Origin of the sequence: Pseudomonas sp. GL-R-19 (assembly GCF_019956375.1) — a bacterium.
In the GTDB taxonomy this organism is placed as follows: domain Bacteria; phylum Pseudomonadota; class Gammaproteobacteria; order Pseudomonadales; family Pseudomonadaceae; genus Aquipseudomonas.
The window spans coordinates 18,402-42,756 of the sequence record NZ_JAHBDJ010000010.1; the positions used below are offsets into that span (position 1 = coordinate 18,402).

The following is a 24,355-nucleotide window of genomic DNA, read 5'->3' on the forward strand; positions in this document are numbered from 1 at the left end:
CCTCATCAGTCACCGTCGTTGGCGTTGAAGCCCAGTTGGATGCCCAATGCCTTGGCCAGATCGGCCTCGTGCAGGCGATGGACAACGTTGAGGCTGTCATACAGCTCGCTGAGTTGCTGGCGGCCGGCCTCGTCATTGAGCATGTCGGTCAGCGAGCGCTGGTTGCCGGCGAACAGTTTCAGCGAGGCGGCATAGGCGGCATCGATCTTGTCGGCCAATGGTTTCTGCTCGCTCGGCAACAGGCTGCGCAGGCCTTTGTTATCCACGCCTTCCCAGACCGTTTTGGCGGCCGCGAGGCTGGCTTCGAGGCTGGCCAGGGACGACTGGCTGCGCCATGCATCGGCCTGGAACGGTTGCGGCACGCCTTTGGTCTGACGGCCCATTGGCGTGCCGAGTTTTTTCTTCAGGGTGTCGATGGCGGTGACTTGCACGCGCAGCAGATCGGCGATCGCTTCATGGGAGTCCGCATAACGCTGGTTCGGGAATTTGCTCATTTGCGCGAGCATGCCGTCGGTGTTGTTCCAGGATTGCAGAATTTCTTCGGCCAGTTGCTTCTGGCGTTCGCCAATCGCGACCAGCAGCGGGCAGTACTTGGCCTTCTGCTGCGCATTGGCCACGTCAGGCTTGCTGTCGAACAGAATGTACTCATAGGCCGAGAGGCCCTGTACCACGACGCTGGACTTGGCCAGTGCGGCGGCATCGATCTGCGGCTGGGCGGTAACCAGTTGCTCGACCTGACGACCGACCAGGTTTTTCTTGTCCGGCCAGAACTGTACTTGCCACGAACGGTTGCCTTCGGCCAATGGCCCGATCAGCAGCGGTTGCAGTTCGGCCCAGGCTTTTTGCGCATGCAGGAAATCGGCACGAGCGGTTTCCAGGGTTTCCTTGCCTTCGCAGTAGGCGAGGGCGCTGACCGCCAATTGACGGTCGGCTTCAACCCAGCGGGTGTAGGTCGGCAGGATCACCGACTTGGCGATGGCCGCCGACGTGACCGCTTGCGGGTCCTGGGGGGAGCAGGCGCCGAGGGCGAGTGCGACAAGGCTGGTGAACAACAATTTGGGACGGAACATGTCGGGCTCCCGCGAGTGGAATGCGTGTTAAAGGGAATTCAGGAACGCCAGCAACGCAGCGCGTTGCTCGGCATTGAAAGACAAAACCTGTTTCTGCGCCGCTGTCGCCTCGCCGCCATGCCAGAGCACGGCTTCGAGCAGGTTGCGGGCGCGGCCGTCGTGCAGGAACCGGGTGTGGCCGCTGACCGCCTGTGTCAGGCCGATACCCCACAATGGCGGGGTACGCCATTGGCGGCCGCTGGCCTGGAATTCGCTACGGTTGTCGGCCAGGCCGTCGCCCATGTCATGCAGCAACAGATCGCTGTACGGGCGAATCACTTGATTGGCCAGTTCAGGTTCGGATGCGTTGGCGGCGGTGGTGTATTTCGGTGTGTGACAGGACTGGCAACCGGCCTGATAAAACAGGGTCTTGCCGGCCAGCACTTCAGGGGCGTTGACGTCACGACGGGCCGGTACGGCGAGGTTACGGCTGTAGAACAGCACCAGGCGCAGGATGTTGTCGCTGACTTCCGGCTCGCCATTGGGGCCGTTGCCACTGGGTGCCTGTTTGCAGGCCGTTTGCGCGTCCGTGCAGTCATCAAGGGGTCTCAGGCTGGTCGTGAGGCCCATATCCCCCGAAAACGCGTGAACATTTTGTTGATTGAGGTTCGGTTGTCCGGCTTTCCAGCCAAATCGTCCCAGAACGGTCTGTTGTCGGGCGTCATCCCAGACCCGGTTCGGGCGTCCGCTGATGCCGTTGTTCGCCTTGGCCTGCGCCTCGGCGTTGGCCAGGATCGCCTCCTCGGGGATCGCTTCGAGCAGGCCCAGGCCAATCATCGGCGGCGCCACGCGGGCCGAGAAACGGGTGTCGGGGTGCATCGGGCCGTAGCCTAGTTGGGTGATGTTCAGGCTTGGTTTACGCAGTTCGACTTCGGTGCCGTCCTTGAAGCGAACCGGCACGGCGGTGTAATCGACCCGCACTTTGCCTTCGGGGACCACGCCGGGTACCGACATGTCCTGGAGCTGACCGCCGTAGACGGGCTCCGGCACCACGCCGAGCCGTTCGATGACCTTGGCATACGCCGGGGCGTCGGGAATCGACAGGCGTACCAGCATCGACACGGCGTTCACATCGTCGGGAGTCGGCGGATGGCCGCGGCCGTCCTTGATGTGGCAGCCCTGGCAGGCATTGGTGTTGAACAGTGGGCCAAGGCCATCGCGAGCGGTCGTCGTCGACGGGGCGATCACCCAGGGGCTGCGGAAGAAACTGTTACCGACGCTGAAATCCACGCGCCGTGACGGTGGCAGATTCGCCGAGGGCATGGAAAACGCGTTCTGATCGGTCTTGCGCACCGTCGCACTGCCGCCGGAGCGGGCTTCACCGGGTTCTGCCCGGGTGAATTTCGGGGCGTCATCGCAGGCACTCAGGCCCAGGGCCAGAAACAGTGCGGACAAGCGAAGAGGCAGCGGGGGCATCAGATATCCTGCAAGACGAGCAAAACAAGGGCGCAAAGTCTAACAGGGGATGGGAATTTGAATAAGAGGAATTATCGTTTGCTTGATATGGGACAGGTAATTTGGCTTACCCATAACCCCCTGTAGGAGCGAGCCTGCTCGCGATTGCAATGTGTCATCCAAAACTGATGTCGACTGACATGGCCCCATCGCGAGCAGGCTCGCTCCTACAGTTGTTTGTGTTATGGCCGACAAAAAAGGCGACCCGAAGGTCGCCTTATTACTCACTCAGCCAGCGTTGATCAGAATTCGTGATCAGCGTTGTCCGGGTTCAGGTCGTTGATGCCCAGTTTGCCTGCAGCGGCTTCGATCGAACCGGTCTGCTTGACCAGCGATGCGATGGCGTCGCGGACGATCTGGTTGCCCGCGGTGTTGCCCGCGGCGATCAACTGGTCGTAGTGCTCCCCCTTGTTGGCGTGGTCGACCATGATCTGGATCTTGGCTTCGGTAGCAGCCAGGTCGTCTTTCAGTGCGGTGTCAGCAGCCGGATCAGCCTTGGCCACCAGGGACGACAGGCTGGCGCCAGTCATTTTGGTGCCGTCGACACGGGTGTATTCGCCCAGGTACACGTTACGAATGCCCTTGGCATCGTAGAAGTGCGAGTTGTGGGTGTTATCGCTGAAGCAATCCTGTTCGTCTTCCGGAGAATTGGCTTCCAGGGAAACCTTCATGCGCTCGCCCGCCAGTTCGCCCAGGGACAGGCTGCCCATGCCGAACAGCATTTTGCGCAGGCCGGTTTCAGCCGGTTCTGCTTCCAGGGTGGCGCGGTAGTTGTCGGCCACGTTCGGCTTCCAGTTACCGACCATTTCTTCCAGGTCGCTGACCAGCAACTGAGTCACGGACTTCAGGTAAGTACGACGACGATCGTTGTGACCGCCAGTGGCGCCTTTGCCTTCCAGGTAGTCCGAAGCCGGACGGTTGCCGGCGCCAGGGCCGGTGCCGTTCAGGTCCTGGCCCCAGAGCAGGAATTCGATGGCGTGGTAGCCGGTGGCAACGTTGGCCTCGGAACCGCCCAGCTCGTTCAGGCTGGCGAGTTTTTCCGGGGTGATGTCTTTGACATCGACCTTGTCTTCGCCGATCTGCACTTGAGTGTTGGCGATGATGTTGGCAGTGGCACCCGGGTTGCCCAGAGCGTGCTCGTAGGATTTGTCGACGTAGTCGATCAGGCCTTCGTCCAGCGGCCAGGAGTTCAGTTGACCTTCCCAGTCGTCAACGATGGTGTTGCCGAAGCGGAACACTTCGCTCTGCAGGTAAGGCACGCGAGCGGCAACCCAGGCAGCCTTGGCGGCTTTCAGGGTGTCGGCATTCGGCTTGGCGAGGAAGGCGTCGACGGCGATTTGCAGGGTCTTCGCGGTGGATTCGGCATCGCTGTAAACGGCGAACACGATGTCGGCGTAATGGGCGACAACGGCTTTGGCGGCGGCTTCGTCGACTTTACCGGCAGTGGCAGGCGCAGCGGCTGGAGTAGCCGGGGCAGCCGCAGTGCTGGCAGCTGGCGCAGGCGCGGCAGCTTTTTCCTGGTCTTTACCTTCGCCGCAACCGGCGAGGGAAATAGCGATGGCCAACAGACTGGCGGTAGCCAGAGGCATACGAATCATGGCGAACATCCTGCTTCGATAAGGGGGGAGTGGTGCGATGCGCACGCAAAACTGCGACATAATGCAAATCTTTCGCATTATGTGTAAAGGGTTGTACCTGTAAATATTTCTTATTCGCTGTAGGAGCGAGCTTGCTCGCGATGGACGTGAACGATGACGCGTTCATTCTGAATGAGCGTGATGCTCTCAGGTTCATCGCGAGCAAGCTCGCTCCTACAGGAGGGGTGTGTTTTTACAAAATAGCCGCATTACTGCGCTGAGCCTGTTTCAGATACGCGCTCAATTCACGCGCCGGCAGCGGCTTGCTGTAGAGATAGCCCTGACCTTCGTGGCAGCCTTCGGAGATGATGTAGGCCTCTTGCTCGGCGGTTTCCACGCCTTCGGCAATCACCTGCATGCCCAGGCTCTTGCCCAGTTGGATGATGGCCCGAACGATGGTCGCATCGTCGTCGTCATCGAGCAGGTCCTGAACGAAGCTCTTGTCGATCTTGATCTTGTCCAGCGGCAGGCTCTTCAGATAGCTCAAGGATGAATAGCCGGTGCCAAAGTCATCGATGGCGATCAGCGCGCCGGAGCGGCGCAGGCTGAGCAGGTGCTGGGCCGCCGTGCTGATGTCTTCCATCAGACCGGTTTCGGTGACTTCCAGCTCCAGGCTGCGTGGTGGCAGGCGATACATCTGCAGCAGGTTGTTGACCACCCGTGGCAGTTCGGCGTGGTGCAATTGAACCGTGGACAGGTTTACCGCCATGCGCAGGTCGCTGAAGCCCTGGTCATGCCACTCGCGTAATTGTTTGCAGGCCTGGTCCAGCACCCATTCGCCGATGGCAATGATGGTGCCATTCTGTTCGGCCAGCGGGATGAACAGGTCTGGCGGTACCATACCGTGCTCGGGGTGTTGCCAGCGAATCAGGGCTTCGACGCCCACCACGCGGTTATCGCGATAGCTGATCTGCGGCTGGTAGACGAGGTAGAACTGATTGCGGATCAGGGCATCGCGCAGGTCTTTTTCCAGCTCGCGGCGGCGGCGCATTTCGGTGTCGACGCTGGCGATATAGAACTGATAGCGATTGCGCGAACGGGTCTTGGCCAGCGTCATGGTCTGCTCGGCCTTTTGCAGCAACTTCTCGGTGCTGTCACCGTCCTCGGGGAACAGGGTGATGCCGATGGTGGCGCGCAGGCGGATCTCCTGATGATCGAGAGCAAACGCCGCTTCCAGATCATCGAGAATGCTTTGTGCCAGCTCGGCGGCTTCGTAGGGTTGCTCGATATCGGCCTGGACCAGGGCGAACTGGTCGCCACCGAGGCGGGCGAGGGCACCCAGGCGACCGCTATGACCGCGCAGGCGATCGGCCAGGGCCAGCAACAACTGGTCGCCGGTCTGGTAGCTGAACTGCTCGTTGATACCCTTGAAGTCATCGAGGCCGACACACAACACCGCGACCCGGCGCTGCAGTTTGCCGGCGTCGATGAGGATCTTGTCCAGTTGCTGCTGCAGTTGCTGCCGGTTCGGCAGTCCCGTCAGGAAATCGTACTGGGACATGCGTAACAGGCTGTTTTCGGCTTCATGGCGCAGATGGGTATTGCGTTCGATGGATTCGAGCAACTGGTTGGCGGTGTTGATCCAGATGCCCAGTTCGTTTTTCTCGTGGCCCTTGAGCAGCGGAATCTTGTGCTCGCTGGGACGATCCGGATTGATTTCCGTGAGGTGCTCGATGATCCGCGACAGCGGCTTGGTCAGCAGCCAGTGATAGACCAGATACAACACCAGCCCCATGGCGAGCGCTCGCAGTACGCCGGAAATGAAGATGATCACCGAGCTGACAATGAACCCCTGGCCGTAAGTGGCGGTATCGAGGGTGATGCTCAAATCGCCGTAATACTCGCTGTAAGGCCCGCGACCGACCAGTTGGGTGGTGAAGGTGCGTTCCTTGCCAAGAATCGGGTCGGTCAGCCAGCGACTGTGGGAGTGCTGCAACTCGCGGTTTTTTTGCGCGAGCATGGCTTCGTTGGGATGGCCGATGGAGGCCTGGCGCACGGCGTCGTCCTGAAACAGGCCTTCGATGACTTGCATGCCCATTTCCCGGTCCAGGCTATAGACAGCCTGGGTCGAGGGGTCGCGAAACATGTCGAGGATACGCTGGGCATCGCTGGCGACGGCCTGGCGTGTTTTATAGGCATCGAACACAATCTGCGCGCAGCTCAAGACCACGCCGACGATCAATGCCGACAGGAGCACGACCCGGAGTAACTTCACCGACAAGCTGTTCTTGAGTTCCAGCTTCAAAGGGTTATTCCTTGTTCCGTGCGGGTAGCATCAAGTTGCCATGAGTATTGGCAATCCCGTGATGGCAGTCAAAGGGACTATCACCCTTGGGGGATTTTGCCTTCAGCTTGGCCGATTTGCAGTTGTCTTGACGAGTTAGCCTATTAGCACTGTGTCGGTTGTCGAGTCCTTCAACTTGAGGGGCGGGGTGGAGATATTTTCCTTTTGTTTGATGTTAGTCGTCCGCGGCGTTGGGGCAAGGGGGCAAGACTTGTTTCATCATGGGAAATTGTCCTGGGTTGCTCGCTCAGGCGGCCTGATAGCCGACCTGATTTCGCGGATGTATTACTCCGTAGGAGCTGCCGAAGGCTGCGATCTTTTGATCTTGTTTGTAGGTAATAAAGCTAGAAGATCGCAGCCTCGTTGCACTCGACAGCTCCTACCGGGAAATGCGTACGCATGAAGAACCAGGCCTGCCAGCCGAGCAATTTCTTGCAGATGTCCCCAATCCCTGTAGGAGCTGGCTTGCCAGCGAAGGCGGCCTGCCAGCCGACCAATCTCCCACGCCTCTAAGCTGATCGTTCCCACGCTCCCGCGTGGGAATGCTGCCAGAGACGCTCCGGGTTACGTTATTGCGGGTGAGCGCGGTGTAGGAAAGCGCCAGAAGTTTCCCACGCAGTTTTCAGGTTGCCCGTCGGAAGCGGACTCAATAGCCTCTGACTGTCGCTGAAAACTCAGCGATCGGGTGTGAGAACCCGGCAAGTCATAGTCATCCAGTGCCAGTATCCGCATAATTGCCGCCAGCTTATCCGCTGTCTGTAAATGCGTTATGGCGGCTGTGTGCGGGCAGACTTTTGTCTGGCCGGGTGCCTATGACCGGTTTTCTCACCTCGCACATAGCTGCCACCTCTTTGCCGTGTGAGAACGGCAATGGGTGGCACCCACCGCATAGGAATATTTCAGTGGATAAGTTAATCCCCGATCCGCCCTTAAATACAGCCAAACCCTACACCCCCAACACTATGTTCATGATCGTCCCGGACATGGATACCGAATCCCTGCTGGCCCACGCTTGTGAGTCACTGGCTTCAGCCAACGTCATGGCGAGTGATTTCGCCACCTTCCTGACCGGCCCTCAGCGCAACACGGCGTTAGCCATTGCGCAGATCATCATGCTGGCGGAACTGGCGGTGAATCGTGCGTTGGATAATGTCGATCCGCAGGGATAGGTATTCAGTCAGGTTGACTGCGTCATCGTTCATCGTCGGAACGCCGCCCGGAGCAAGCTCGCTCACACAGTAGTCCGGTGTAGACCGATCCAATGTGGGAGCGAGCCTGCTCGCGAAGGGGCCCTGCCGAACGCTGAAAATCCCGGGCAAAAAAAACCCGGCTAAAAAGCCGGGTTTTCTTGACTGGCGTCGAGCTTAAGCGGTGAAGGTTTTGCCTTCGAACTGCTCAGCCACGAATTTCCAGTTGACCAGGTTCCAGAACGCTTCGACATACTTTGGACGCAGGTTGCGGTAGTCGATGTAGTAAGCGTGCTCCCAGACGTCGCAGGTCAGCAGCGGGGTGTCGCCGTTGGTCAGCGGGTTGCCGGCGCCGATGGTGCTGGCCAGGGCCAGGGAACCGTCAGCCTTCTTCACCAGCCAGCCCCAACCGGAACCGAAGGTGCCGATGGACGTCTTGCTGAACTCTTCCTTGAACTTGTCGAACGAACCGAAGGCCGCGTTGATGGCTTCAGCCAGAGCGCCGGCTGGTTGACCGCCGGCGTTTGGCGCCAGGCAGTTCCAGTAGAAAGTGTGGTTCCAGACCTGAGCGGCGTTGTTGAAGATACCGCCCGAGGAAGTCTTGACGATTTCTTCCAGGGTCTTGCCTTCGAACTCGGTGCCTGGCACCAGGTTGTTCAGGTTCACGACGTAGGTGTTGTGGTGCTTGTCGTGGTGGTATTCCAGGGTTTCCTTGGAAATGTGCGGCTGCAGTGCATCGTGTGGGTACGGCAGCGGCGGTAATTCGAAAGCCATGATGATTCTCCTAATCAGGTCAGTTGCGGTGAGCGCAAGGCCGATCACGGGCGGCCAGACAAGCGCCGGGGAGTTTGTACTCTTTGCGGCGCAGGGAGTCGGATCATAGCACCGGGGGGGCGGCATAACCACGCAACAACTGTGTGGAATAGAGGTTCCGCCAATCAGATGGCCGCGATCAGTTGCAGCGCTACGGCAAACATCATCACCGCCACCAACAGGTCGAGAATTCGCCAGGTGCTGGGGCGGGCGAGCCACGGTGCAAGCCATGCTGCTCCGAGCGCCAGGGTGAAAAACCACAGCAGCGAGGCGCTGGCCGCACCTACGACATAGGCGCCGGGCTCGGTTTGTTGGGCGCCCAGGGAGCCGATCAGCAAAACGGTGTCCAGATAGACGTGCGGGTTGAGCAAGGTCACCGCCAGCGCGCTGAGCATGACCGCCCGCAGCGAGCGTACGGTCTGGCCTTCGCCCTGCTCAAGACTCTGCTTCGAAAAGGCCCGGCGCAGTGCCTGGCTGCCGTACCACAGCAGGAACGCTGCGCCACCCCAGCGGGCGATGGACAGCAGCGTCGGGTTCTGCGCCAGCACTGTCGCCAGGCCAAATACCCCGGCGGCCACCAACAGGGCATCGCAGGCCACGCAGAGCGCCGCCACCGGCAGGTGATGTTCACGCCGCAGGCTTTGCGCCAGGACAAACGCATTCTGGGTGCCGATCGCCATGATCAGGCCGAAGGCCACGAGCAGCCCGTTCACATAACTTTGCCACATGATTTTTTACTCCGCGTTGGCTGCCAGATCCCGCAGTACTTGCAGGGCACGGTCGGCGTCGGCCTGGCCGACAAACAAATGGTCGTGGTAGTAGCCGGCAATCACGTTGCAGCTGATGCAGGCATTGCCCAATGCCGTGGCGAACGCGGCAGTCAGGCCGACCGCTTCGAGGGCCGAATGCACGTTCAAGGTGATCCAGGCGGCGATGTAGTCGAAGCTGAATCCGGCTTTTTCGGCGTGGGAACGTTCGAGAATCACGGTCAGGCCTTCCTGTTCCCGGAAGCTGCCGACAATCTCCAGATCCTTGGGCAACTTGCCGTCACGCAGGGTGCAGAACACGTATTCGCCGGTGTTGAGTTGCGGGCTCATGCTGCGCAGCAGCGTTGCCAATGAAGTTTCGCCAGCCATGTGGGCGTTCCTTGTTCCAAGAGTTCTTGCTGGTCATTGTCCTTGTGAAGGTTGTATAAGAAAAACCAATCTTGCTGATCGCTCATTAGGAAAACTGATGTTCGACTATAAATTGCTTTCTGCCTTGGCCGCCGTGGTCGAACAGGCTGGTTTTGAACGGGCGGCCCAGGTGCTGGGTTTGTCGCAATCAGCGATTTCCCAGCGCATCAAGCTGCTGGAAGCGCGGGTTGGCCAGCCGGTGCTGGTGCGGGCCACGCCGCCAACGCCGACGGAAATCGGGCGACGGTTGCTCAACCACGTGCAGCAGGTGCGCTTGCTTGAACGGGATCTGCAAAGCCTGGTGCCGGCGCTGGATGAAGAGGGCCTGCCGGAACGCCTGCGGATCGCCCTGAACGCCGACAGCCTGGCCACTTGGTGGGCGCAGGCCGTGGGGGCGTTTTGCGCCGAACAGCATCTGTTGATGGACCTGGTGGTTGAAGACCAGACCGTTGGCCTCAAGCGCATGCGCGCCGGTGAAGTGGCGGCCTGCGTCTGCGCCAGTGAGCGCCCTGTGGCGGGTGCGCGCAGCGTGTTGCTGGGGGCCATGCGTTACCGGGCACTGGCCAGCCCCGCCTTTATTGCCCGGAATTTTCCGCAAGGCGTGCGCGCCGATCAGTTGGCCCGTACCCCGGCGCTGGTGTTTGGCCCGGACGATTTCCTGCAGCATCGCTACCTGGCGTCCCTCGGCGTCGAGGGCGGTTTCGAACACCATTTATGTCCGTCCTCCGAAGGTTTCATTCGTCTGACGGAAGCCGGGCTGGGCTGGGGGCTGGTTCCGGAACTGCAGGCGCGCGAACAACTGCAAAGGGGCGTATTGCAGGAGCTGCTGCCAGATAAACCGATCGATGTGCCGCTGTACTGGCATCATTGGCGTAATGGCGGTCAGTTGCTGGGGCTGCTCACCGATCAATTGGTACGCGCATCGAAACAATGGCTGGTGCCCTTGGACTGACGCGCAGCGTCAAGACCTCACGCAATACGCAAAACGAAATATTCGGAGCAATTCATGAAGATTCTGGTTACCGGCGCAAGCGGCTTCATCGGCGGGCGCTTTGCGCGTTTTGCCCTGGAGCAGGGCCTGGACGTGCGGGTCAACGGTCGCCGGGCCGAGAGCGTGGAGCATCTGGTACGCCGCGGAGCCGAGTTCATCCCGGGTGACTTGAGCGACCCGGAACTGGCGCGCGAGCTGTGCTCGGACGTCGAGGCCGTGGTGCATTGCGCCGGTGCCGTCGGTTTATGGGGGCGTTATCAGGATTTCCATCAGGGCAACGTCCAGGTTACCGAGAACGTGGTTGAGGCCTGCCTGAAGCAACGGGTACGGCGGCTGGTGCATTTGTCGTCGCCGTCGATCTACTTCGATGGTCGCGATCACCTGGGCCTGACCGAAGAACAGGTGCCCAAGCGCTTCAAACACCCTTACGCCGCCACCAAGTACCTGGCCGAGCAAAAAGTCTTCGGCGCCCAGGAGTTCGGCCTCGAAACCCTGGCCCTGCGCCCGCGCTTCGTCACCGGGGCCGGCGACATGAGCATCTTCCCGCGCTTGTTGAACATGCAGCGCAAGGGGCGCCTGGCGATCATCGGCAACGGTCTGAACAAAGTTGATTTCACCAGCGTGCAAAACCTCAACGAGGCGCTGCTCAGCAGTTTGCTGGCCAGCGGTTCCGCGTTGGGCAAGGCTTACAACATCAGCAACGGCACGCCGATTCCGTTGTGGGACGTGGTCAATTACGTCATGCGCAACATGGACGTCCCACAGGTAACCCGCCACCGTTCCTACGGCCTGGCCTACAGCATGGCGGCGCTCAACGAGGGTGTGTGCAAGTTGTGGCCGGGGCGTCCCGAACCGACGCTGTCGCGCCTGGGCATGCAGGTCATGAATAAAAATTTCACCCTGGACATCAGCCGCGCCCGGCATTATCTGGATTACGATCCCAAGGTCAGCCTCTGGACGGCCCTCGATGAGTTCTGTGGCTGGTGGAAGGCCCAGGATATTCGTTGACGCTCGAACAACGCCCCCTGACTGAACCGGATACGGGGCTTGGGGGTCAATGGTTGAGGCTGTGGGGTTTATACTGCGCGGCATAAAGCCATCATTTGTTTCACTAAGGTTGATTCAATGTCCATGCGTAACGATGCCAACGACGACTTCGACGATGTACCGAGCCTGCGTGCAGACGTTCTCGACGACGATTTTCCGCCGACTGCCCGCACGGTCGTGCATTCGCGCACGGCGCCGGCGGTGAAGGTCAAGGCGGCGAGTACCGGCCCCCTGTGGGCGTTGGTCGGGGCGTTGATCTTTGCGTTCGCGGGCCTGGCCTGGTGGAGTTTTCAGCAGATTTCCCTGATGGAACAGCAATTGGTGGCGACCCAGGAAAGTTTCGCGCGGATCAGTGAGGAAGCGGCTGGGCGCCTGCAGGACATTTCCGGCAAGGTCGTTGCCAGCCAGACCAGTGTCACCACCGACAGCGAGGCCTTGAAGCTGCAAATCCGCCAGCTGGAAAGCAAACTCAAGGACCAGGGCGCCCAGCAGCAAGGTGTTGCCGGCCAGGCCTCGGACCTGGACAAGCGACTGGCACAAATGACTGCGCAATCCGCCGAACTGGACAAACGCCTGGCGCAGTTGACTGCCCAGGACACCGAACATCAGACGGCCAATACGCAGTTGCAGGCCCAGGTCAAAGCCTTGAGCGCTGAATTGGCCGCCCTGAAAAGTGCCCCGTCCGACTCGGAAAAACTCGACGCACAGCTCAAAAGCCTGGGCGCCGACATCACCGCACTGAAGAAGCAAGGCAACCCGAGCGCAGCCATCGAACGACTCGAGCAAGACATGATCGTGCTCAAGAGCCAGCAGGACAATCGTCCGGCCGCCACACAGGGCTCGACCAATACCGCCGAGTTCGATGCCTTCCGCAGCCAGGTCACCCGCAACATCAATACCCTTCAGGCGCAGATCCAGAACCTGCAGCAGCAACTGCGCACCCGGCAGTGATTGTCAGTGGTGTGAGTATTTGTGGCGAGGGAGCTTGCTCCCGTTGGGGCGCGCAGCGGCCCCAAAACCATTCACCGCAGTTTTTCAGTTAGAACAGCAGTGCCTCGTTTACGACTGCTTCGCCGCCGAGCGGGACGGTGCGGCGTTCCGACAAGCTCCCTCGCCACAGGCTAATCAGCGCTGGTCGATCCCTTAACTGACTTGCCCGCGATGAAGGCGACTCGCCTGCCTACCGAACCTTGTCCTCACGCCCGCGCAACAACATGTTCGGCATGGCAATCGCTGCCACCAGCCCCAGCAGCGACACCACCGCGCTGACCGTCAGCAAGTGCCGGAACGTCAGCAACAATTCAGCGCGCAAGGCGTTCTGCGCGTCACCCGGTGCGGCGTTCAAACCGTCCAGCAACACATTCCCCGAACTGCCTTCGGCAATCAGCGACGAGCCGGCCAGGTGCGCAAGACTTGAATCCTGCAACAACGCCAGCAGCAGTGCCGACATCAACGCCACACCCACGGCACCCCCCAGCGAACGGAACAGATTGGTGGTGCTGGTCGCCACGCCGATATCCCGTTGCTCGACCGAGTTCTGCGTGCCGACCAGGGAGGTCGGGAACTGCATGCCGGAGGAAATCCCGCAGAGCAACATGAACAGGCTGCTCACGACGAACGCCTGCGGCGGGCTGAACGCCATGCCAAGAATCGAGATGGGCATCAGCGCAGCACCGGTTAGGATCATCGGTTTGTAGCGCCCGGTCACGGAAGTACGGCGGCCGGCGAAATACGCGCCAATCGGCAAACCCATGGCCAGTGGCAGCAAATGCAGGGCGGCGCTGTCGGCACCGGCACCGGTGACGCTCTGAAAGCGCAATGGCATCAGCACAATCAGCGAGATGGCCTGGAAACTGGTAAAGAAAATCGTACACCAGCACAGGATCGCGTTGCGGTTGGCGAACAGATGCATGGGCAGCAACGGCTCCCGTGCGCGCCGCTCGTGGACGACGAACAGCCCCAGCACCAGCACTGCACTGGCCAGCAGCGCCAGCACTTCGGCACTGCGCCACGAATGGCCCTGACCGACCTGGGTGATGCCCAGTAACAACGCCGTCAGCCCGATGATCATCAGCACGGTGCCCAGGTAATCGATGATCGGTTTGCGTTGCGGAATCGGCAGGCCCACCAGCGTGCGGTTAGCCACCAGCCAAGCACCCAGGCCCAGCGGCAGGTTGATCAGGAACACCCAGCGCCAGGACAGGTATTCGGTCATATAGCCGCCAAGCACCGGGCCGGCCACGCTGGCCACCGCGTACATGCTGCTGAAATAGCCCTGATAATGACCGCGCTCCCGTGGTGGCACGATGTCACCGATGATCGCCTGGCTCACCGAAATCATCCCGCCGGCGCCGATGCCCTGGAAGATCCGCGCCAGTACCAGTTGCTCCATGCTCTGGGCCATGCCGCAGAACACCGACGCCAGGGTGAACAGGCCCATGCCGAACAGCATCAGCTTGCGCCGCCCGTACAGGTCGCCCAGTTTGCCGTAGATCGGCACCGCCACGGTCATGGCCACCATGTAGCCGGAAATCACCCAGGCCAGCAGGCTGACGTCCTTGAATTGCGCGGAAATGGCCGGCATCGAAACAGCGACGATGGTCTGGTCCAGTGCCCCGAGAAAGATCGCCAGCATCAGCGCGATCAGCACGCTGCGGATGGCGGATTTAGGCATTTCAGGCTGGTGGAGATTGGTCACGGGAAAACCTGCGGGCAGTGATTGACCCGCAAGTAGCAAGGCGAGCGGGGATGCTCGCCAGTGTAAGTCGATAGGAGGCTATTCGATAGCCTCATAAGGAAGCCCAACGTAGTTTTCCGCAATGGTTTTCCGACCCGCTTCAGAATCGATGAAATATTCCAGTTCCGACTCGGTAATGCGCTGGCTAAAGGCATCGTGATCATCAAAGCGGTGCAGCATGGAGGTCATCCACCAGGAAAAGCGCTCGGCCTTCCATACCCGGCGCAGGCAGATCTCAGAGTATTTCTCCAGCAAATCGGTGCGATTTTCGCGGTAGGCCTTTAGCAGGATATTGAACAGCGTACTCACATCACTGGCCGCCAGGTTCAGGCCCTTGGCACCGGTGGGCGGGACGATATGCGCGGCATCGCCGACCAGGAACATTCGCCCGTATTGCATGGGTTCGACCACGAAGCTGCGCAGCGGCGCAATGCTTTTTTCGATGGCCGGGCCGGTGACCAGTTTGTCTGCCAGTTCTTGCGGCAATCGCGACTTGAGTTCGTCCCAGAAGCGTTTATCCGACCAGTTATCGACATGATCGCTGGTGGGCACTTGCAGGTAATAACGGGTGCGTGTCGGCGAGCGCATGCTGCACAAGGCAAAGCCGCGTTCATGGCGGGCGTAGACCAGTTCTTCGTGGACCGGCGGGGTATCGGCCAGAATCCCGAGCCAGCCGAAGGGATAGATCCGTTCGAAGACTTTAAGGCTGTCGGCGGGAATCGATTGCCGCGCCACCCCATGGAAGCCGTCGCAACCGGCGATGTAGTCGCAATCGAGTCGCCAGGTCTCACCATCCTTCTCAAAAGTGACAAACGCTTCATCGGTTTTCATGCCGTGGGGAACGACGTTGGCGGCTTGATAAATCGTCTGTGCGCCGACCTCCCGACGAGCGGCCATCAGATCGCGGGTGACTTCGGTCTGGCCGTAGATCATCACGGTTTTGCCACCCGTCAGTGCGTGCAGATCGATATGGACCCGGCGCCCGTCGAGGGCCAGCTCGAAGCCGCCATGCACCAGTCCCTCGGCGTCCATGCGCTGACTCACGCCGGCCTGGCGCAACAGCTCTACCATGCCTTGTTCAAGCACGCCGGCGCGGATCCGGCCGAGCACATAGTCCGGGGCCTGGCGTTCCAGAATGACGGTATCGATACCAGCGTTGTGCAGTAATTGGCCGAGCAACAGTCCTGAAGGGCCGGCACCAATGATGGCGACTTGGGTTTTCAGCGTTTTCATTGTTGTTATGACTCGCAAGCTTCACGCGACCAGGGCCGGTGAATGATTTTTATGGATCGAGTGCTTGCATTTTTCCCTTGCGAGTCTGTCAATTGAAGGTGAAAACTGAGCCGATACCTGTACATTCTGCCAATCGGTGCGATTATCGCCCGCCATCTACTCCGAGGCCTGGATTGAAGTGATGAACAAGCCTGACCTGCCTTCGATTCCGGTGTTCAAGCTCTACGGTGAAAGCCTGGATTGGCCGACCCCGGACTTGCTGCACTGTGAAACCATTTCCAAACGCAGTCGCGAACATCATTGGGAAATCAAACCCCACCGCCACGCTGATTTGTGCCAGTTACTCTTCGTATTCAAAGGTCAGGCAGAGCTTGAAATCGAAGGCAATCGTACGCAACTGGTGGAACCGGCGATCCAGATCCTGCCACCGCTGTCGGTGCACGGTTTTCGCTTTTCCGAAGACGTGGAAGGCTTTGTCGTGACCCTGGCCGCGCCGCTGATCGCCCACCTGCAGATGCAGTTGGGACACTCGGTCAATGCCCTGGCCCAGGCTGAAAGCTACCCGGCAGGCAAGGACGCCGAGTACCTCAACAGCCTGTTCAGTGCCTTGCAGAACGAATACACCAGCCATCAACCGGCGCGGGAAATGCTCATGCATTCGCTGGTCAGTGTGATCATGGTGTGGGTCAGCCGCCAGGTGATCCAGCGTCGCACCGCCATGGCGCGACCGCAGCGGGCCCGGGAATACCTCAACGGCTTTATTCAACTGGTGGAAGAGACCTATCGCCAGCACGTCAAGGTCGAGGACCTGGCGCACCGGCTGGGGATTTCCGTGTCCCACCTCAACGGCACCTGTCGTGAGCTGGCGGGGCAGCCGGCATTGCAGATCATGCACGAACGGCAATTGCTGGAGGCCAAGCGTTTGCTGACCTACACCAGCATGACCATTTATGAAATGTCCGACGTGTTGGGGTTTTCCGATCCGACCAACTTCACGCGCCTGTTCCGGCGTCGTGTGGGGATTTCGCCCAAGGCCTTCCGCGACCGCTTGAAGGCCGATCAGGACAACGAAGCCTGACCCCCTTCGTTACCGGAGGGCGTTGAGGGTGGCGTTGTGGGGAATGCAGCGCTCGAAGTTGCAGCTCGCATATTCGCGGGGCAGGTTGCGCAGTTGCTCTACGCGCCAGGCGGCAGCGCCATACAGCCCGAGCGTGACCGCGCAGGTGATGAAAATCGCGAGGTATCTTCTTGTTTTGATGTTCATGGCGTTGACCTCTGAACGAATACCTTTCGGTATTAGTTTGAGCATAGGTCAGCGCTGGGGAGTTATCAGCAATAGCGCGGTATTCAGAACACTGATGCCCTTGTAGGAGCGAGCCTGCTCGCGATAGCAATCGTTCATTGACGAAGATGTTGACTGATCCAACGCTATCGCGAGCAGGCTCGCTCCTACAGTTTTAATCGGGTTACAGGCCCACATCCCACGCCGGTTCCTCCGGAAACCTCACCACCAGAAAATCCAGCAAGCTGCGCAACGCCGCCGGCATGTGCTTGCGCGAGGCATACACCGCATACACGTTCATTTGCCGGGGTTCGGCCGTCGGCAGCAGACGAATCAATTCGCCGCTGTGAATGTGCACACCGGCCTGATACGTGGGCAGCATCGCCACCCCGGCACCGGCGAGCGTTGCGCGCAACAGCGTGCTGGCCTCGTTGGCACTGATGTTGCCCTGCACCGGGACTGAAACCTGCTCGCCGTCCTGCTCGAAATGCCAGAGGCTTTTGCCGAAGTAGGAATGGGTCAGACAATTGTGCCGGCTCAGGTCCTCGACCCGTTGCGGCGCCGGGTACTCGCGCAAGTAAGCGGGGGAGGCGCAGATCACCGAGCGGCAAACCGTCAGGCGGCGGGCGATCAGGTTCGGGTCCAGGTCGTTGCTGGTGCGGATCGCCAGGTCGATGCGCTCATCCACCAGGTTCACGGTGCGGTCGAGCATCTGCATGTCGATGCTGACACCGGGGTAGCGTTTGACGTACGCGGCCATGGCATCGGCCAGTTGCGCCTGGCCGAAGGAGGTGCTGACGCTGATCCGCAGCAGGCCGCGCGGTGCGTCGTCCGGTTCGCTGACGGCGGCTTGCATGTCGCTGGACAAATCGAGCATCTGCCGACAGCGGGGCAGGATCTCGGTGCCGGCGGCGGTCAGGCTCAACTTGCGTGTGGTGCGATGCATCAGGCGCGCGCCGACCCAGTCTTCCAGTTCCGCCAGATACCGCGACACCACCGGTCGTGACAGCTCCAGATGATCGGCGGCGGCCGACTGGCTGCCGAGGTCGACCACCGTGACGAACACACGCATTGCTTGAAGACGATCCATGATTTGCCCGCTTTCAGAAACAAACTATGTTCAAGCATCGCATTTTTTGTACTGAGTCAGGCAACTAAGCTCTGTTCCTCTGTAGGAGCGAGCTCGCGATGGTCGTTAACGATAACGCGGGTTACCGGTTAAACGCGGCGTCTTCGATTCCATCGTCGGAACGCCGCCCGGAGCAAGCTCGCTCCTACAAAAGACATCGCCATGCAAGGCATTCGGACAACGGAGCAACAGATGATCGTTTTCACCACTTTAAAGCGCATTTTGCTGGCAAGCGTCACCCTCGGTTTCGCCGCCCATGCAGCTGCCTCGGCCCTGACGCTGGATGTCTACAATCCCGGCGAAAAAGCCATCTTCCCGGTGACCTCGGTGCTGGTCAGCGGCGAGAAAGAAGCGATCCTGGTAGATGCGCAATTCGGCAAATCCCAGGCCGAGCAAGTGGTGGAAAAGATCCGCGCCAGCGGCAAGCAACTGACCACCATCTACATCAGCCACGGTGACCCGGACTACTACTTCGGCCTCGACACCCTGACGGCCGCGTTTCCCAGGGCCAAGGTCCTCGCTTCGCAGCCGACCGTCGACCACATCAAGCGAACCGTCGACGGCAAACTGGCGTTCTGGGGCCCGAAAATGGGGGCTGATGTGCCGGGCAAAACCATCGTGCCGGACGTGCTCAAGGGCGATAGCCTGAACCTCGAAGGGAAGAAATTGCAGGTAGTCGGTCTTGAGGGCTCGCAGCCGGATCGCAGCTTTGTATGGATTCCATCGATCAAGGCCGTAGTCGGCGGTGTCGTGGTGGCGCAGAACATCCACGTGTGGATGGCTGACACGCAAACGCCACAGTCCCATGCCGATTGGTTGGCTACGCTGCATTCCATTGAAGCCCTGAAGCCGCAGACCGTGGTACCGGGGCATTACCTGGGCGAGAGCGATCGCTCCCTGACGGCAGTGCAGTTCACCGCCGCTTACATCAAGGCCTTCGACGAGGAAACCGCCAAGGCCAAGGATTCTGCTGATCTGATTGCGGCAATGAAAAAACGCTTCCCGGCACTGGGCGATGAAAGTTCGCTGGAGCTGAGTGCCAAAGTCGCCAAGGGCGAGATGAAGTGGTAACCCGCTTCAACTGAAATCCAAACAGCTCAACCCACTGGAGAACGTCATGAGCAAAATCGCAATCATTGGTGCCACCGGTCGTGCCGGTAGCCAACTGCTGGAAGAGGCCCTGCGTCGTGGTCACAGCGTTACCGCCATTGCCCGCGACACATCGAAAATCGACCTGCGTGAAGGTGTGGTCGGCAAGGCCGTCGATGCCCTTGATGCCGCTGCGTTACAAGCTGCAATTGCGGGCCATGACGTGGTTATCAGCGCGGCGCATTTCGCCACGCTACCTGCCAGCGCAGTCGTTGACCCGGTGAAAAAAGCTGGGGTAAAACGTCTGCTGGTGGTGGGCGGGGCGGGTTCGCTGCTATTGACCGATGGCACTCGAGTGATCGATAGCGAAGGTTTCCCTGAGGCTTACAAGGCAGAGGCCAGTGCCGGTGCCGAGTTCCTCGCTAACCTGCGTCAGGAAAAGCAACTGGACTGGACCTTCCTGTCGCCATCGGCCGAATTTGTCGAAGGCGAGCGCACCGGGAAATTTCGTCTCGGTCAGGATGGTTTGCTGGTGAGCAGCGAAGGGCGCAGCTGGATCACGTTCGCCGACTACGCGATTGCAATGCTCGACGAAGTGGAAGCGCCAAAGCATTCGCGGCAGCGGTTTGCGGTCGGGTATTGATCAGATTGATCACCTGTGGGAGCGAGCCTGCTCGCGAAGGCGTCAGGTCAGCCAACTGCATTTTTGAATGGTCGATCGCTTTCGCGAGCAGGCTCGCTCCCACAGGGTGGTGCACCAGGGTTTTGCGGTTTTACCGCGACTGCGCCTGCTCCACCAACCAGCCCATCAATTCACGCAACTTCGGCGAAGGTCCGGGTTTTTCGGGGAACACCAGGTAATACGCCAGCCCCGTTGTGACCTTCAAATCGAATGGCATGACCAGCCGCCCGGCGTTCAGGTCATCGCCGATCAGCGACCAGTCGCCAATCGCCACCCCCGTTCCCTGGGACGCCATCGACATCGCCAGGTCCAGTGTTTCGAAATGCTGACCCTTGCCGACATTGGTCAAATGCACATCCGCCGCTTTCAACCAGGCCTTCCAGTCCCGTTCATCGCGGGTCGGGTGGAGCAACAGGTGTTGTTGCAGATCGGCCGGTGCTTGCAGGGGCATGGGGCCTTCGAGCATCGGTCTGGAGCACACAGGCGTGAGTTGCTCATCGAAGAGTTTTTGCGACATCAATGAATCGTCCGGCGGTGTGCCATACATCACCGCCGCATCGAACTGCTCGCGATGAAAATCCACGCCGTGCTTGACCGTGGTGGTCAGTTCCACCGGCACATCCGGGCGTTCCCTTTGCCATTGCAACAGACGCGGCAGCAACCAGCGCATGACGCAGGTCGGGGCCTTGAGTTGCAGGGTTTCGCGCTTCTCACCGATCTGTTCAACGGCCTCGTCGATCAGGCCGAAAATCTGCTGGACCCGTGGCAGCCATTCCCGTCCCTCGGCTGTCAGGGCCAGGCCCCGGGCCAGGCGGATGAACAGCTCATAACCCAGATGATCTTCCAGCCCGGCGATCTGCCGACTCACCGCGCCCTGGGTGATGTGCAGCTGTTCGGCGGCCCGGGTGAAATTGCAGCACTGCGCGGTAATCAGGAAGGTGTGCAGCGCCGGCAGGGGAGGCAGTCGTTTCATTGGGATCCAAGGTATGACGTGAGGACATGGCTAGTATGACTTTTTATCCATTGTTGCGGCTACGTCTAGCCCGTTCCAATGAGGCCATTCCCGGGCCTGCGAATCCATCATAAACACAGCGCACGCCCGGCGTCTCAAACGAACAAAAAGGGCAAAGACATGGCGACGTGCGGCGAAGTATTGGTCAAGTTACTCGAAAACTACGGGGTCGAGCAGGTGTTCGGCATTCCGGGGGTGCATACCGTGGAGCTGTATCGCGGGCTGGCCCGTTCGCGCATCAACCACGTCACGCCGCGCCATGAACAGGGCGCTGGCTTCATGGCCGACGGCTACGCCCGCACCAGCGGCAAACCGGGTGTGTGCTTCATCATCACCGGCCCGGGCATGACCAACATCACCACTGCCATGGGCCAGGCCTACGCCGATTCGATCCCGATGCTGGTGATCTCCAGCGTGCAATCGCGCAGCCAGTTGGGCGGCGGTCGCGGCAAGCTGCATGAGCTGCCGAACCAGGGCGCACTGTGTGCCGGTGTCGCGGCGTTCTCCCACACCCTGATGTCGGCGGCGGAGTTGCCGGGTGTGTTGGCTCGCGCCTTTGCACTGTTCCAGGCCGGGCGTCCGCGTCCGGTGCACATCGAAATTCCATTGGACGTATTGGTCGAAGAAGCCGATGACCTGCTCAGCAGCCTGCCGGTCAATATCGACCGCGCCGGTGCTTCGCCGAGCGCCGTGTCACGCATGACCGATTTGCTGGCCGACGCCAAGCGTCCACTGATTCTCGCCGGTGGCGGGGCCATCGACGCGGCGTCCGAGCTGACTGAACTGGCCGAGCGGCTGGACGCGCCGGTCGCCCTGACCATCAATGCCAAGGGCATGCTCGCCTCCGGCCACCCGTTGCTGATCGGCTCGACCCAGAGCCTGGTCGCTACCCGTGCGCTGGTCGCCGAGGCCGATGTGGTCCTGGCCATTGGCACCGAGCTGGCCGAGACCGACTACGACGTGACCTTCGCCGGTGGCTTTGAAATCCCCGGCAAGTTGCTGCGCGTCGACATCGACCCGGACCAGACCGTGCGCAACTACCCGCCGCACGTGGCATTGGTGGCCGACTCGCGCAACGCCGCCCAGGCTTTGCTCAGCGCCCTGTCGCACAAATCCCTGGCCGAGCGCCGCAACGATTGGGGCCAGGTGCGCGCCGCTCGTCTGCGTGAAGACCTGGCCGCGACCTGGGACGCACCGACCCTGGCCCAGACCCGTTTCCTCGAAACCGTTCTGCATGAATTGCCGAACGCGGTATTCGTCGGCGACTCGACGCAACCGGTGTACACCGGCAACCTGACGTTCAACCCGGAGCGCCCGCGCCGCTGGTTTAACTCGTCCACCGGCTACGGCACCCTCGGCTACGCCTTGCCGGCGGCGATTGGCGCCTGGCTGGGTGGCCGCGTTGAAGGTGGCGCGCGTCCTCCGGTGGTGTGCCTGATCGGCGACGGTGGCCTGCAATTCACCCTGCCGGAACTGGCCAGCGCCGTTGAAGCGCGCACCCCGGTGATCGTGCTGCTGTGGAATAACCAGGGCTACGAAGAGATCAAGAAATACATGGTCAACCGTGACATCGAACCGGTCGGCGTGGACATCTACACCCCGGACTTCATCGGTGTGGCCAAGGCATTGGGTTGTGCGGCCGAAGCGGTCAGCAGTGTCGAGCAACTGCGTGGCGCATTGCGTATGGCCACCGATCGCCAGGGCCCGACCCTGATTGAAATCGACCAGGCCGAGTGGATGCAGGCGGTGTCGAAATGATGTTCCCTACAACGCTGGATGGCCTGTACATCAACGGCCAATGGTCGGCCGGCAACGAACACCTGCGCGTGATCAACCCGGCGACCGAAGCCCTGTTGACCACCGTCAATGGCGGCGACGAACGCGCGGTTGATCAAGCCGTGAGCGCGGCGACCCAGGCGTTCGCCGACTGGTCAAAAACCACGGGCGCCGAACGCGGTGCGATCCTGCGCAAAATCGCCGCCGGCGTGCAGGCCAGCCGTGAAAAGCTGATGCACTTGCAGTCGAGCAACAACGGCAAGCCACAGTTCGAAGCGGCTATCGACGTCGATGACGTGATCGCCACGTTCGAGTATTACGCCGGTTTGGCCGAAGGGCTGGACGCGAAACAGGACAGCGCCATTGAGCTGCCGACCGACGATTTCAGCGCGCGTTTGCGCCGCGAGCCGTGCGGTGTAGTCGGCTTGATCGTGCCGTGGAACTTCCCGATGGTCACCACTGCGTGGAAGCTCGCCCCGGCCCTGGCCGCCGGTTGCTGCGTGGTGCTCAAGCCTTCGGAAGTGACGCCGCTGCCGGAGCTGGAACTGGCGGCAATCGTCGCCCAGGCCGGTGTGCCGGCGGGTGTGTTCAACCTGGTGTGCGGCACCGGCCTGGCCGTTGGTGCTCCGCTGTCGGCGGACCCACGCATCGCCAAGGTGTCCTTCACCGGCAGCAACGCAGTCGGCGTGCAGGTCATGCAACGGGCGGCGGAAACCGTCAAAGGCGTGAGCCTGGAACTGGGCGGCAAATCTTCGCTGCTGGTGCTGGCCGATGCCGATCTCGACCTGGCGGTGGAAGTGGCTTGCGGCGGTGGTTTCTTCAACGCCGGGCAGATGTGCTCCGCCACCAGCCGCGTGCTGGTCGCCGATGAACTGGCCGATGAGTTCCTGACCCGCGTTAAGGCTCGCGCCGAAGCGATTCGCGTAGCCGACCCGTTCGACCCGAACGTGGAAATGGGCGCACTGGTCAATCTGGCGCAATACCAGCGCGTGCTCGGTCACATTGACCGCGGTTTGAGTGCCGGCGCCAAGCTGGTTTGCGGTGGCAATCGCCCGGCCGACCTGCCACGCGGATATTTTTTGCAGCCGACGGTTTTCACCGAAGTGCCCCAGGGCAGTGCACTGTGGAATGAAGAGATTTTCGGCCCGGTGATCTGCGTGCGCAGTTTCGCCTCGGAAGCCGAAGCGATTGCACTGGCCAACGACAGCCAGTTTGGCCTGGTCGCCAGTGTGGTCACGCGCAATGCACAGACCGCTGACCGCGTCGCCAACGCCTTGCAGGCGGGGCTTGTGTGGATCAACGCGCCACAGGTGATCTTCCCGCAGACCGCCTGGGGCGGCTACAAGCAGAGCAGCATCGGCCGTGAATTGGGGCCGTGGGGCTTGCAGGCTTTCCAGGAAATCAAACACGTGATCCGGGCCGTCTGACGCCTGTCACTGTGTAGGAGCGAGCTTGCTCGCGATGGACGTCAACGATGACGTGGGGCGCCTGAATTTACGCGGCGCCCTTGCACCTTTCGCGAGCAAGCTCGCTCCTACAGGAGGCATGCGCTGGCGTCATGGCTTCAATGAGTTTTTATCGATAGTCAGGTGTTTTACACGACCTCAGGATGAACCCGCTGGCTCAGCCAAGCCCCCGAAAATACGGGGGATAACGCTGGTCCGGTCGCGTGGATGCAACAGTTTCGACCTGCCTTATACCTACAAAAACAAAGGGA

Annotated in this window: 21 protein-coding genes; 9 read left to right on the forward strand and 12 right to left on the reverse strand. The window is 60.6% G+C overall.

From position 1 onward, the window contains the following. Positions 1–5: 5 nt before the first annotated feature. The 4 genes from KGA83_RS05885 to KGA83_RS05900 form a co-directional block, all read right to left on the reverse strand. Entirely contained in the window at positions 6–1,070 is a 1,065-nt protein-coding gene (locus KGA83_RS05885; RefSeq protein ID WP_108215025.1) for an imelysin family protein, read from the reverse strand. A 27-nt stretch (positions 1,071–1,097) separates the two neighbouring features. Continuing rightward, a complete protein-coding gene (locus KGA83_RS05890; RefSeq protein ID WP_223529047.1) occupies positions 1,098–2,525 on the reverse strand; it encodes a di-heme oxidoredictase family protein in 1,428 nt (475 codons plus the stop codon). Positions 2,526–2,806: 281 nt separating this feature from the next. After that, complete coding sequence (locus KGA83_RS05895; RefSeq protein ID WP_223529050.1) at positions 2,807–4,162, reverse strand: imelysin family protein; 1,356 nt, start codon at positions 4,160–4,162, stop codon at positions 2,807–2,809. Positions 4,163–4,394: 232 nt separating this feature from the next. Further along, positions 4,395–6,446 carry a putative bifunctional diguanylate cyclase/phosphodiesterase gene (locus KGA83_RS05900; protein ID WP_223529053.1) on the reverse strand — a complete coding sequence of 684 codons (2,052 nt, stop codon included), beginning with the start codon at positions 6,444–6,446 and terminating at the stop codon, positions 4,395–4,397. Positions 6,447–7,387: 941 nt separating this feature from the next. On the opposite strand from KGA83_RS05900, the gene KGA83_RS05905 reads away from it, so the two are divergent. Next, positions 7,388–7,654, forward strand: a complete 267-nt coding sequence (locus tag KGA83_RS05905) for a DUF6124 family protein (RefSeq protein ID WP_056726117.1) — start codon at positions 7,388–7,390, stop codon at positions 7,652–7,654. Positions 7,655–7,849: 195 nt separating this feature from the next. On the opposite strand, the gene KGA83_RS05910 is transcribed toward KGA83_RS05905, so the two are convergent. From KGA83_RS05910 to KGA83_RS05920, 3 genes are all read right to left on the reverse strand, one after another. After that, the gene (locus KGA83_RS05910) at positions 7,850–8,446 is read right to left on the reverse strand and encodes a superoxide dismutase (protein WP_223529056.1); all 597 of its coding nucleotides are present in this window, start codon (positions 8,444–8,446) and stop codon (positions 7,850–7,852) included. 164 nt (positions 8,447–8,610) lie between these two features. Further along, positions 8,611–9,213 (reverse strand): LysE/ArgO family amino acid transporter, encoded by a 603-nt coding sequence (locus KGA83_RS05915; RefSeq protein ID WP_108215031.1) that lies wholly within the window; start codon positions 9,211–9,213, stop codon positions 8,611–8,613. A 6-nt stretch (positions 9,214–9,219) separates the two neighbouring features. Further along, entirely contained in the window at positions 9,220–9,621 is a 402-nt protein-coding gene (locus KGA83_RS05920; RefSeq protein ID WP_115947379.1) for an ACT domain-containing protein, read from the reverse strand. Between the two features lie 97 nt (positions 9,622–9,718). Between KGA83_RS05920 and KGA83_RS05925 the strand changes: the two genes are divergently transcribed. The 3 genes from KGA83_RS05925 (at position 9,719) to KGA83_RS05935 (ending at position 12,649) form a co-directional block, all read left to right on the forward strand. After that, on the forward strand, positions 9,719–10,612 hold the full coding sequence (locus tag KGA83_RS05925; RefSeq protein ID WP_108215033.1) for a LysR family transcriptional regulator ArgP: 894 nt from the start codon (positions 9,719–9,721) through the stop codon (positions 10,610–10,612). Between the two features lie 54 nt (positions 10,613–10,666). Next, positions 10,667–11,659 carry an NAD-dependent epimerase/dehydratase family protein gene (locus KGA83_RS05930; protein WP_108215034.1) on the forward strand — a complete coding sequence of 331 codons (993 nt, stop codon included), beginning with the start codon at positions 10,667–10,669 and terminating at the stop codon, positions 11,657–11,659. Positions 11,660–11,776: 117 nt separating this feature from the next. After that, positions 11,777–12,649: an ATPase gene (locus KGA83_RS05935; RefSeq protein ID WP_223529059.1), complete on the forward strand. Its 873-nt coding sequence runs from the start codon at positions 11,777–11,779 to the stop codon at positions 12,647–12,649. Positions 12,650–12,878: 229 nt separating this feature from the next. Here KGA83_RS05935 and KGA83_RS05940 read toward each other — a convergent pair whose 3' ends face one another. Further along, on the reverse strand, positions 12,879–14,396 hold the full coding sequence (locus KGA83_RS05940; protein ID WP_223529062.1) for an MDR family MFS transporter: 1,518 nt from the start codon (positions 14,394–14,396) through the stop codon (positions 12,879–12,881). 78 nt (positions 14,397–14,474) lie between these two features. After that, the gene (gene pobA, locus KGA83_RS05945) at positions 14,475–15,659 is read right to left on the reverse strand and encodes a 4-hydroxybenzoate 3-monooxygenase (RefSeq protein ID WP_177413218.1); all 1,185 of its coding nucleotides are present in this window, start codon (positions 15,657–15,659) and stop codon (positions 14,475–14,477) included. Between the two features lie 190 nt (positions 15,660–15,849). On the opposite strand from pobA, the gene KGA83_RS05950 reads away from it, so the two are divergent. After that, entirely contained in the window at positions 15,850–16,746 is an 897-nt protein-coding gene (locus KGA83_RS05950; RefSeq protein WP_108215038.1) for a helix-turn-helix domain-containing protein, read from the forward strand. A gap of 9 nt (positions 16,747–16,755) precedes the next feature. Here the strand turns inward: KGA83_RS05950 and KGA83_RS05955 are convergent, their stop codons facing one another. Further along, entirely contained in the window at positions 16,756–16,932 is a 177-nt protein-coding gene (locus tag KGA83_RS05955) for a hypothetical protein (RefSeq protein ID WP_162837843.1), read from the reverse strand. A gap of 202 nt (positions 16,933–17,134) precedes the next feature. After that, a complete protein-coding gene (locus KGA83_RS05960; protein ID WP_218279784.1) occupies positions 17,135–18,040 on the reverse strand; it encodes a LysR family transcriptional regulator in 906 nt (301 codons plus the stop codon). A gap of 231 nt (positions 18,041–18,271) precedes the next feature. Between KGA83_RS05960 and KGA83_RS05965 the strand changes: the two genes are divergently transcribed. Continuing rightward, positions 18,272–19,150, forward strand: coding sequence for an MBL fold metallo-hydrolase (locus KGA83_RS05965; protein ID WP_223529066.1), 879 nt, complete (start codon positions 18,272–18,274; stop codon positions 19,148–19,150). A 46-nt stretch (positions 19,151–19,196) separates the two neighbouring features. Continuing rightward, a complete protein-coding gene (locus KGA83_RS05970; RefSeq protein WP_223529069.1) occupies positions 19,197–19,811 on the forward strand; it encodes an NAD(P)-dependent oxidoreductase in 615 nt (204 codons plus the stop codon). Between the two features lie 130 nt (positions 19,812–19,941). Here the strand turns inward: KGA83_RS05970 and KGA83_RS05975 are convergent, their stop codons facing one another. After that, the gene (locus KGA83_RS05975; protein ID WP_223529072.1) at positions 19,942–20,823 is read right to left on the reverse strand and encodes a LysR substrate-binding domain-containing protein; all 882 of its coding nucleotides are present in this window, start codon (positions 20,821–20,823) and stop codon (positions 19,942–19,944) included. A 159-nt stretch (positions 20,824–20,982) separates the two neighbouring features. Here KGA83_RS05975 and KGA83_RS05980 point away from each other — a divergent pair, with 159 nt between their 5' ends. Further along, complete coding sequence (locus KGA83_RS05980; RefSeq protein ID WP_223529074.1) at positions 20,983–22,620, forward strand: 5-guanidino-2-oxopentanoate decarboxylase; 1,638 nt, start codon at positions 20,983–20,985, stop codon at positions 22,618–22,620. Next, positions 22,617–24,065, forward strand: coding sequence for an aldehyde dehydrogenase family protein (locus tag KGA83_RS05985; RefSeq protein ID WP_223529076.1), 1,449 nt, complete (start codon positions 22,617–22,619; stop codon positions 24,063–24,065). The genes KGA83_RS05980 and KGA83_RS05985 overlap by 4 nt, the downstream gene beginning before the upstream one ends. The last annotated feature ends 290 nt before the right edge of the window (positions 24,066–24,355 follow it).

What these genes read in the sequence shown, in the direction of transcription:
- KGA83_RS05965 (WP_223529066.1), top strand. Translation starts at nt 18,272, where the DNA reads ATGATCGTTTTCACCACTTTAAAGCGCATTTTGCTGGCAAGCGTCACC.
- KGA83_RS05955 (WP_162837843.1), bottom strand. Translation starts at nt 16,932, where the DNA reads ATGAACATCAAAACAAGAAGATACCTCGCGATTTTCATCACCTGCGCG.
- KGA83_RS05935 (WP_223529059.1), top strand. Translation starts at nt 11,777, where the DNA reads ATGTCCATGCGTAACGATGCCAACGACGACTTCGACGATGTACCGAGC.
- KGA83_RS05885 (WP_108215025.1), bottom strand. Translation starts at nt 1,070, where the DNA reads ATGTTCCGTCCCAAATTGTTGTTCACCAGCCTTGTCGCACTCGCCCTC.
- KGA83_RS05975 (WP_223529072.1), bottom strand. Translation starts at nt 20,823, where the DNA reads ATGAAACGACTGCCTCCCCTGCCGGCGCTGCACACCTTCCTGATTACC.
- KGA83_RS05925 (WP_108215033.1), top strand. Translation starts at nt 9,719, where the DNA reads ATGTTCGACTATAAATTGCTTTCTGCCTTGGCCGCCGTGGTCGAACAG.
- KGA83_RS05985 (WP_223529076.1), top strand. Translation starts at nt 22,617, where the DNA reads ATGATGTTCCCTACAACGCTGGATGGCCTGTACATCAACGGCCAATGG.
- KGA83_RS05890 (WP_223529047.1), bottom strand. Translation starts at nt 2,525, where the DNA reads ATGCCCCCGCTGCCTCTTCGCTTGTCCGCACTGTTTCTGGCCCTGGGC.
- KGA83_RS05915 (WP_108215031.1), bottom strand. Translation starts at nt 9,213, where the DNA reads ATGTGGCAAAGTTATGTGAACGGGCTGCTCGTGGCCTTCGGCCTGATC.
- KGA83_RS05930 (WP_108215034.1), top strand. Translation starts at nt 10,667, where the DNA reads ATGAAGATTCTGGTTACCGGCGCAAGCGGCTTCATCGGCGGGCGCTTT.
- KGA83_RS05895 (WP_223529050.1), bottom strand. Translation starts at nt 4,162, where the DNA reads ATGATTCGTATGCCTCTGGCTACCGCCAGTCTGTTGGCCATCGCTATT.
- KGA83_RS05980 (WP_223529074.1), top strand. Translation starts at nt 20,983, where the DNA reads ATGGCGACGTGCGGCGAAGTATTGGTCAAGTTACTCGAAAACTACGGG.
- KGA83_RS05960 (WP_218279784.1), bottom strand. Translation starts at nt 18,040, where the DNA reads ATGGATCGTCTTCAAGCAATGCGTGTGTTCGTCACGGTGGTCGACCTC.
- KGA83_RS05970 (WP_223529069.1), top strand. Translation starts at nt 19,197, where the DNA reads ATGAGCAAAATCGCAATCATTGGTGCCACCGGTCGTGCCGGTAGCCAA.
- KGA83_RS05910 (WP_223529056.1), bottom strand. Translation starts at nt 8,446, where the DNA reads ATGGCTTTCGAATTACCGCCGCTGCCGTACCCACACGATGCACTGCAG.
- KGA83_RS05950 (WP_108215038.1), top strand. Translation starts at nt 15,850, where the DNA reads ATGAACAAGCCTGACCTGCCTTCGATTCCGGTGTTCAAGCTCTACGGT.
- KGA83_RS05920 (WP_115947379.1), bottom strand. Translation starts at nt 9,621, where the DNA reads ATGGCTGGCGAAACTTCATTGGCAACGCTGCTGCGCAGCATGAGCCCG.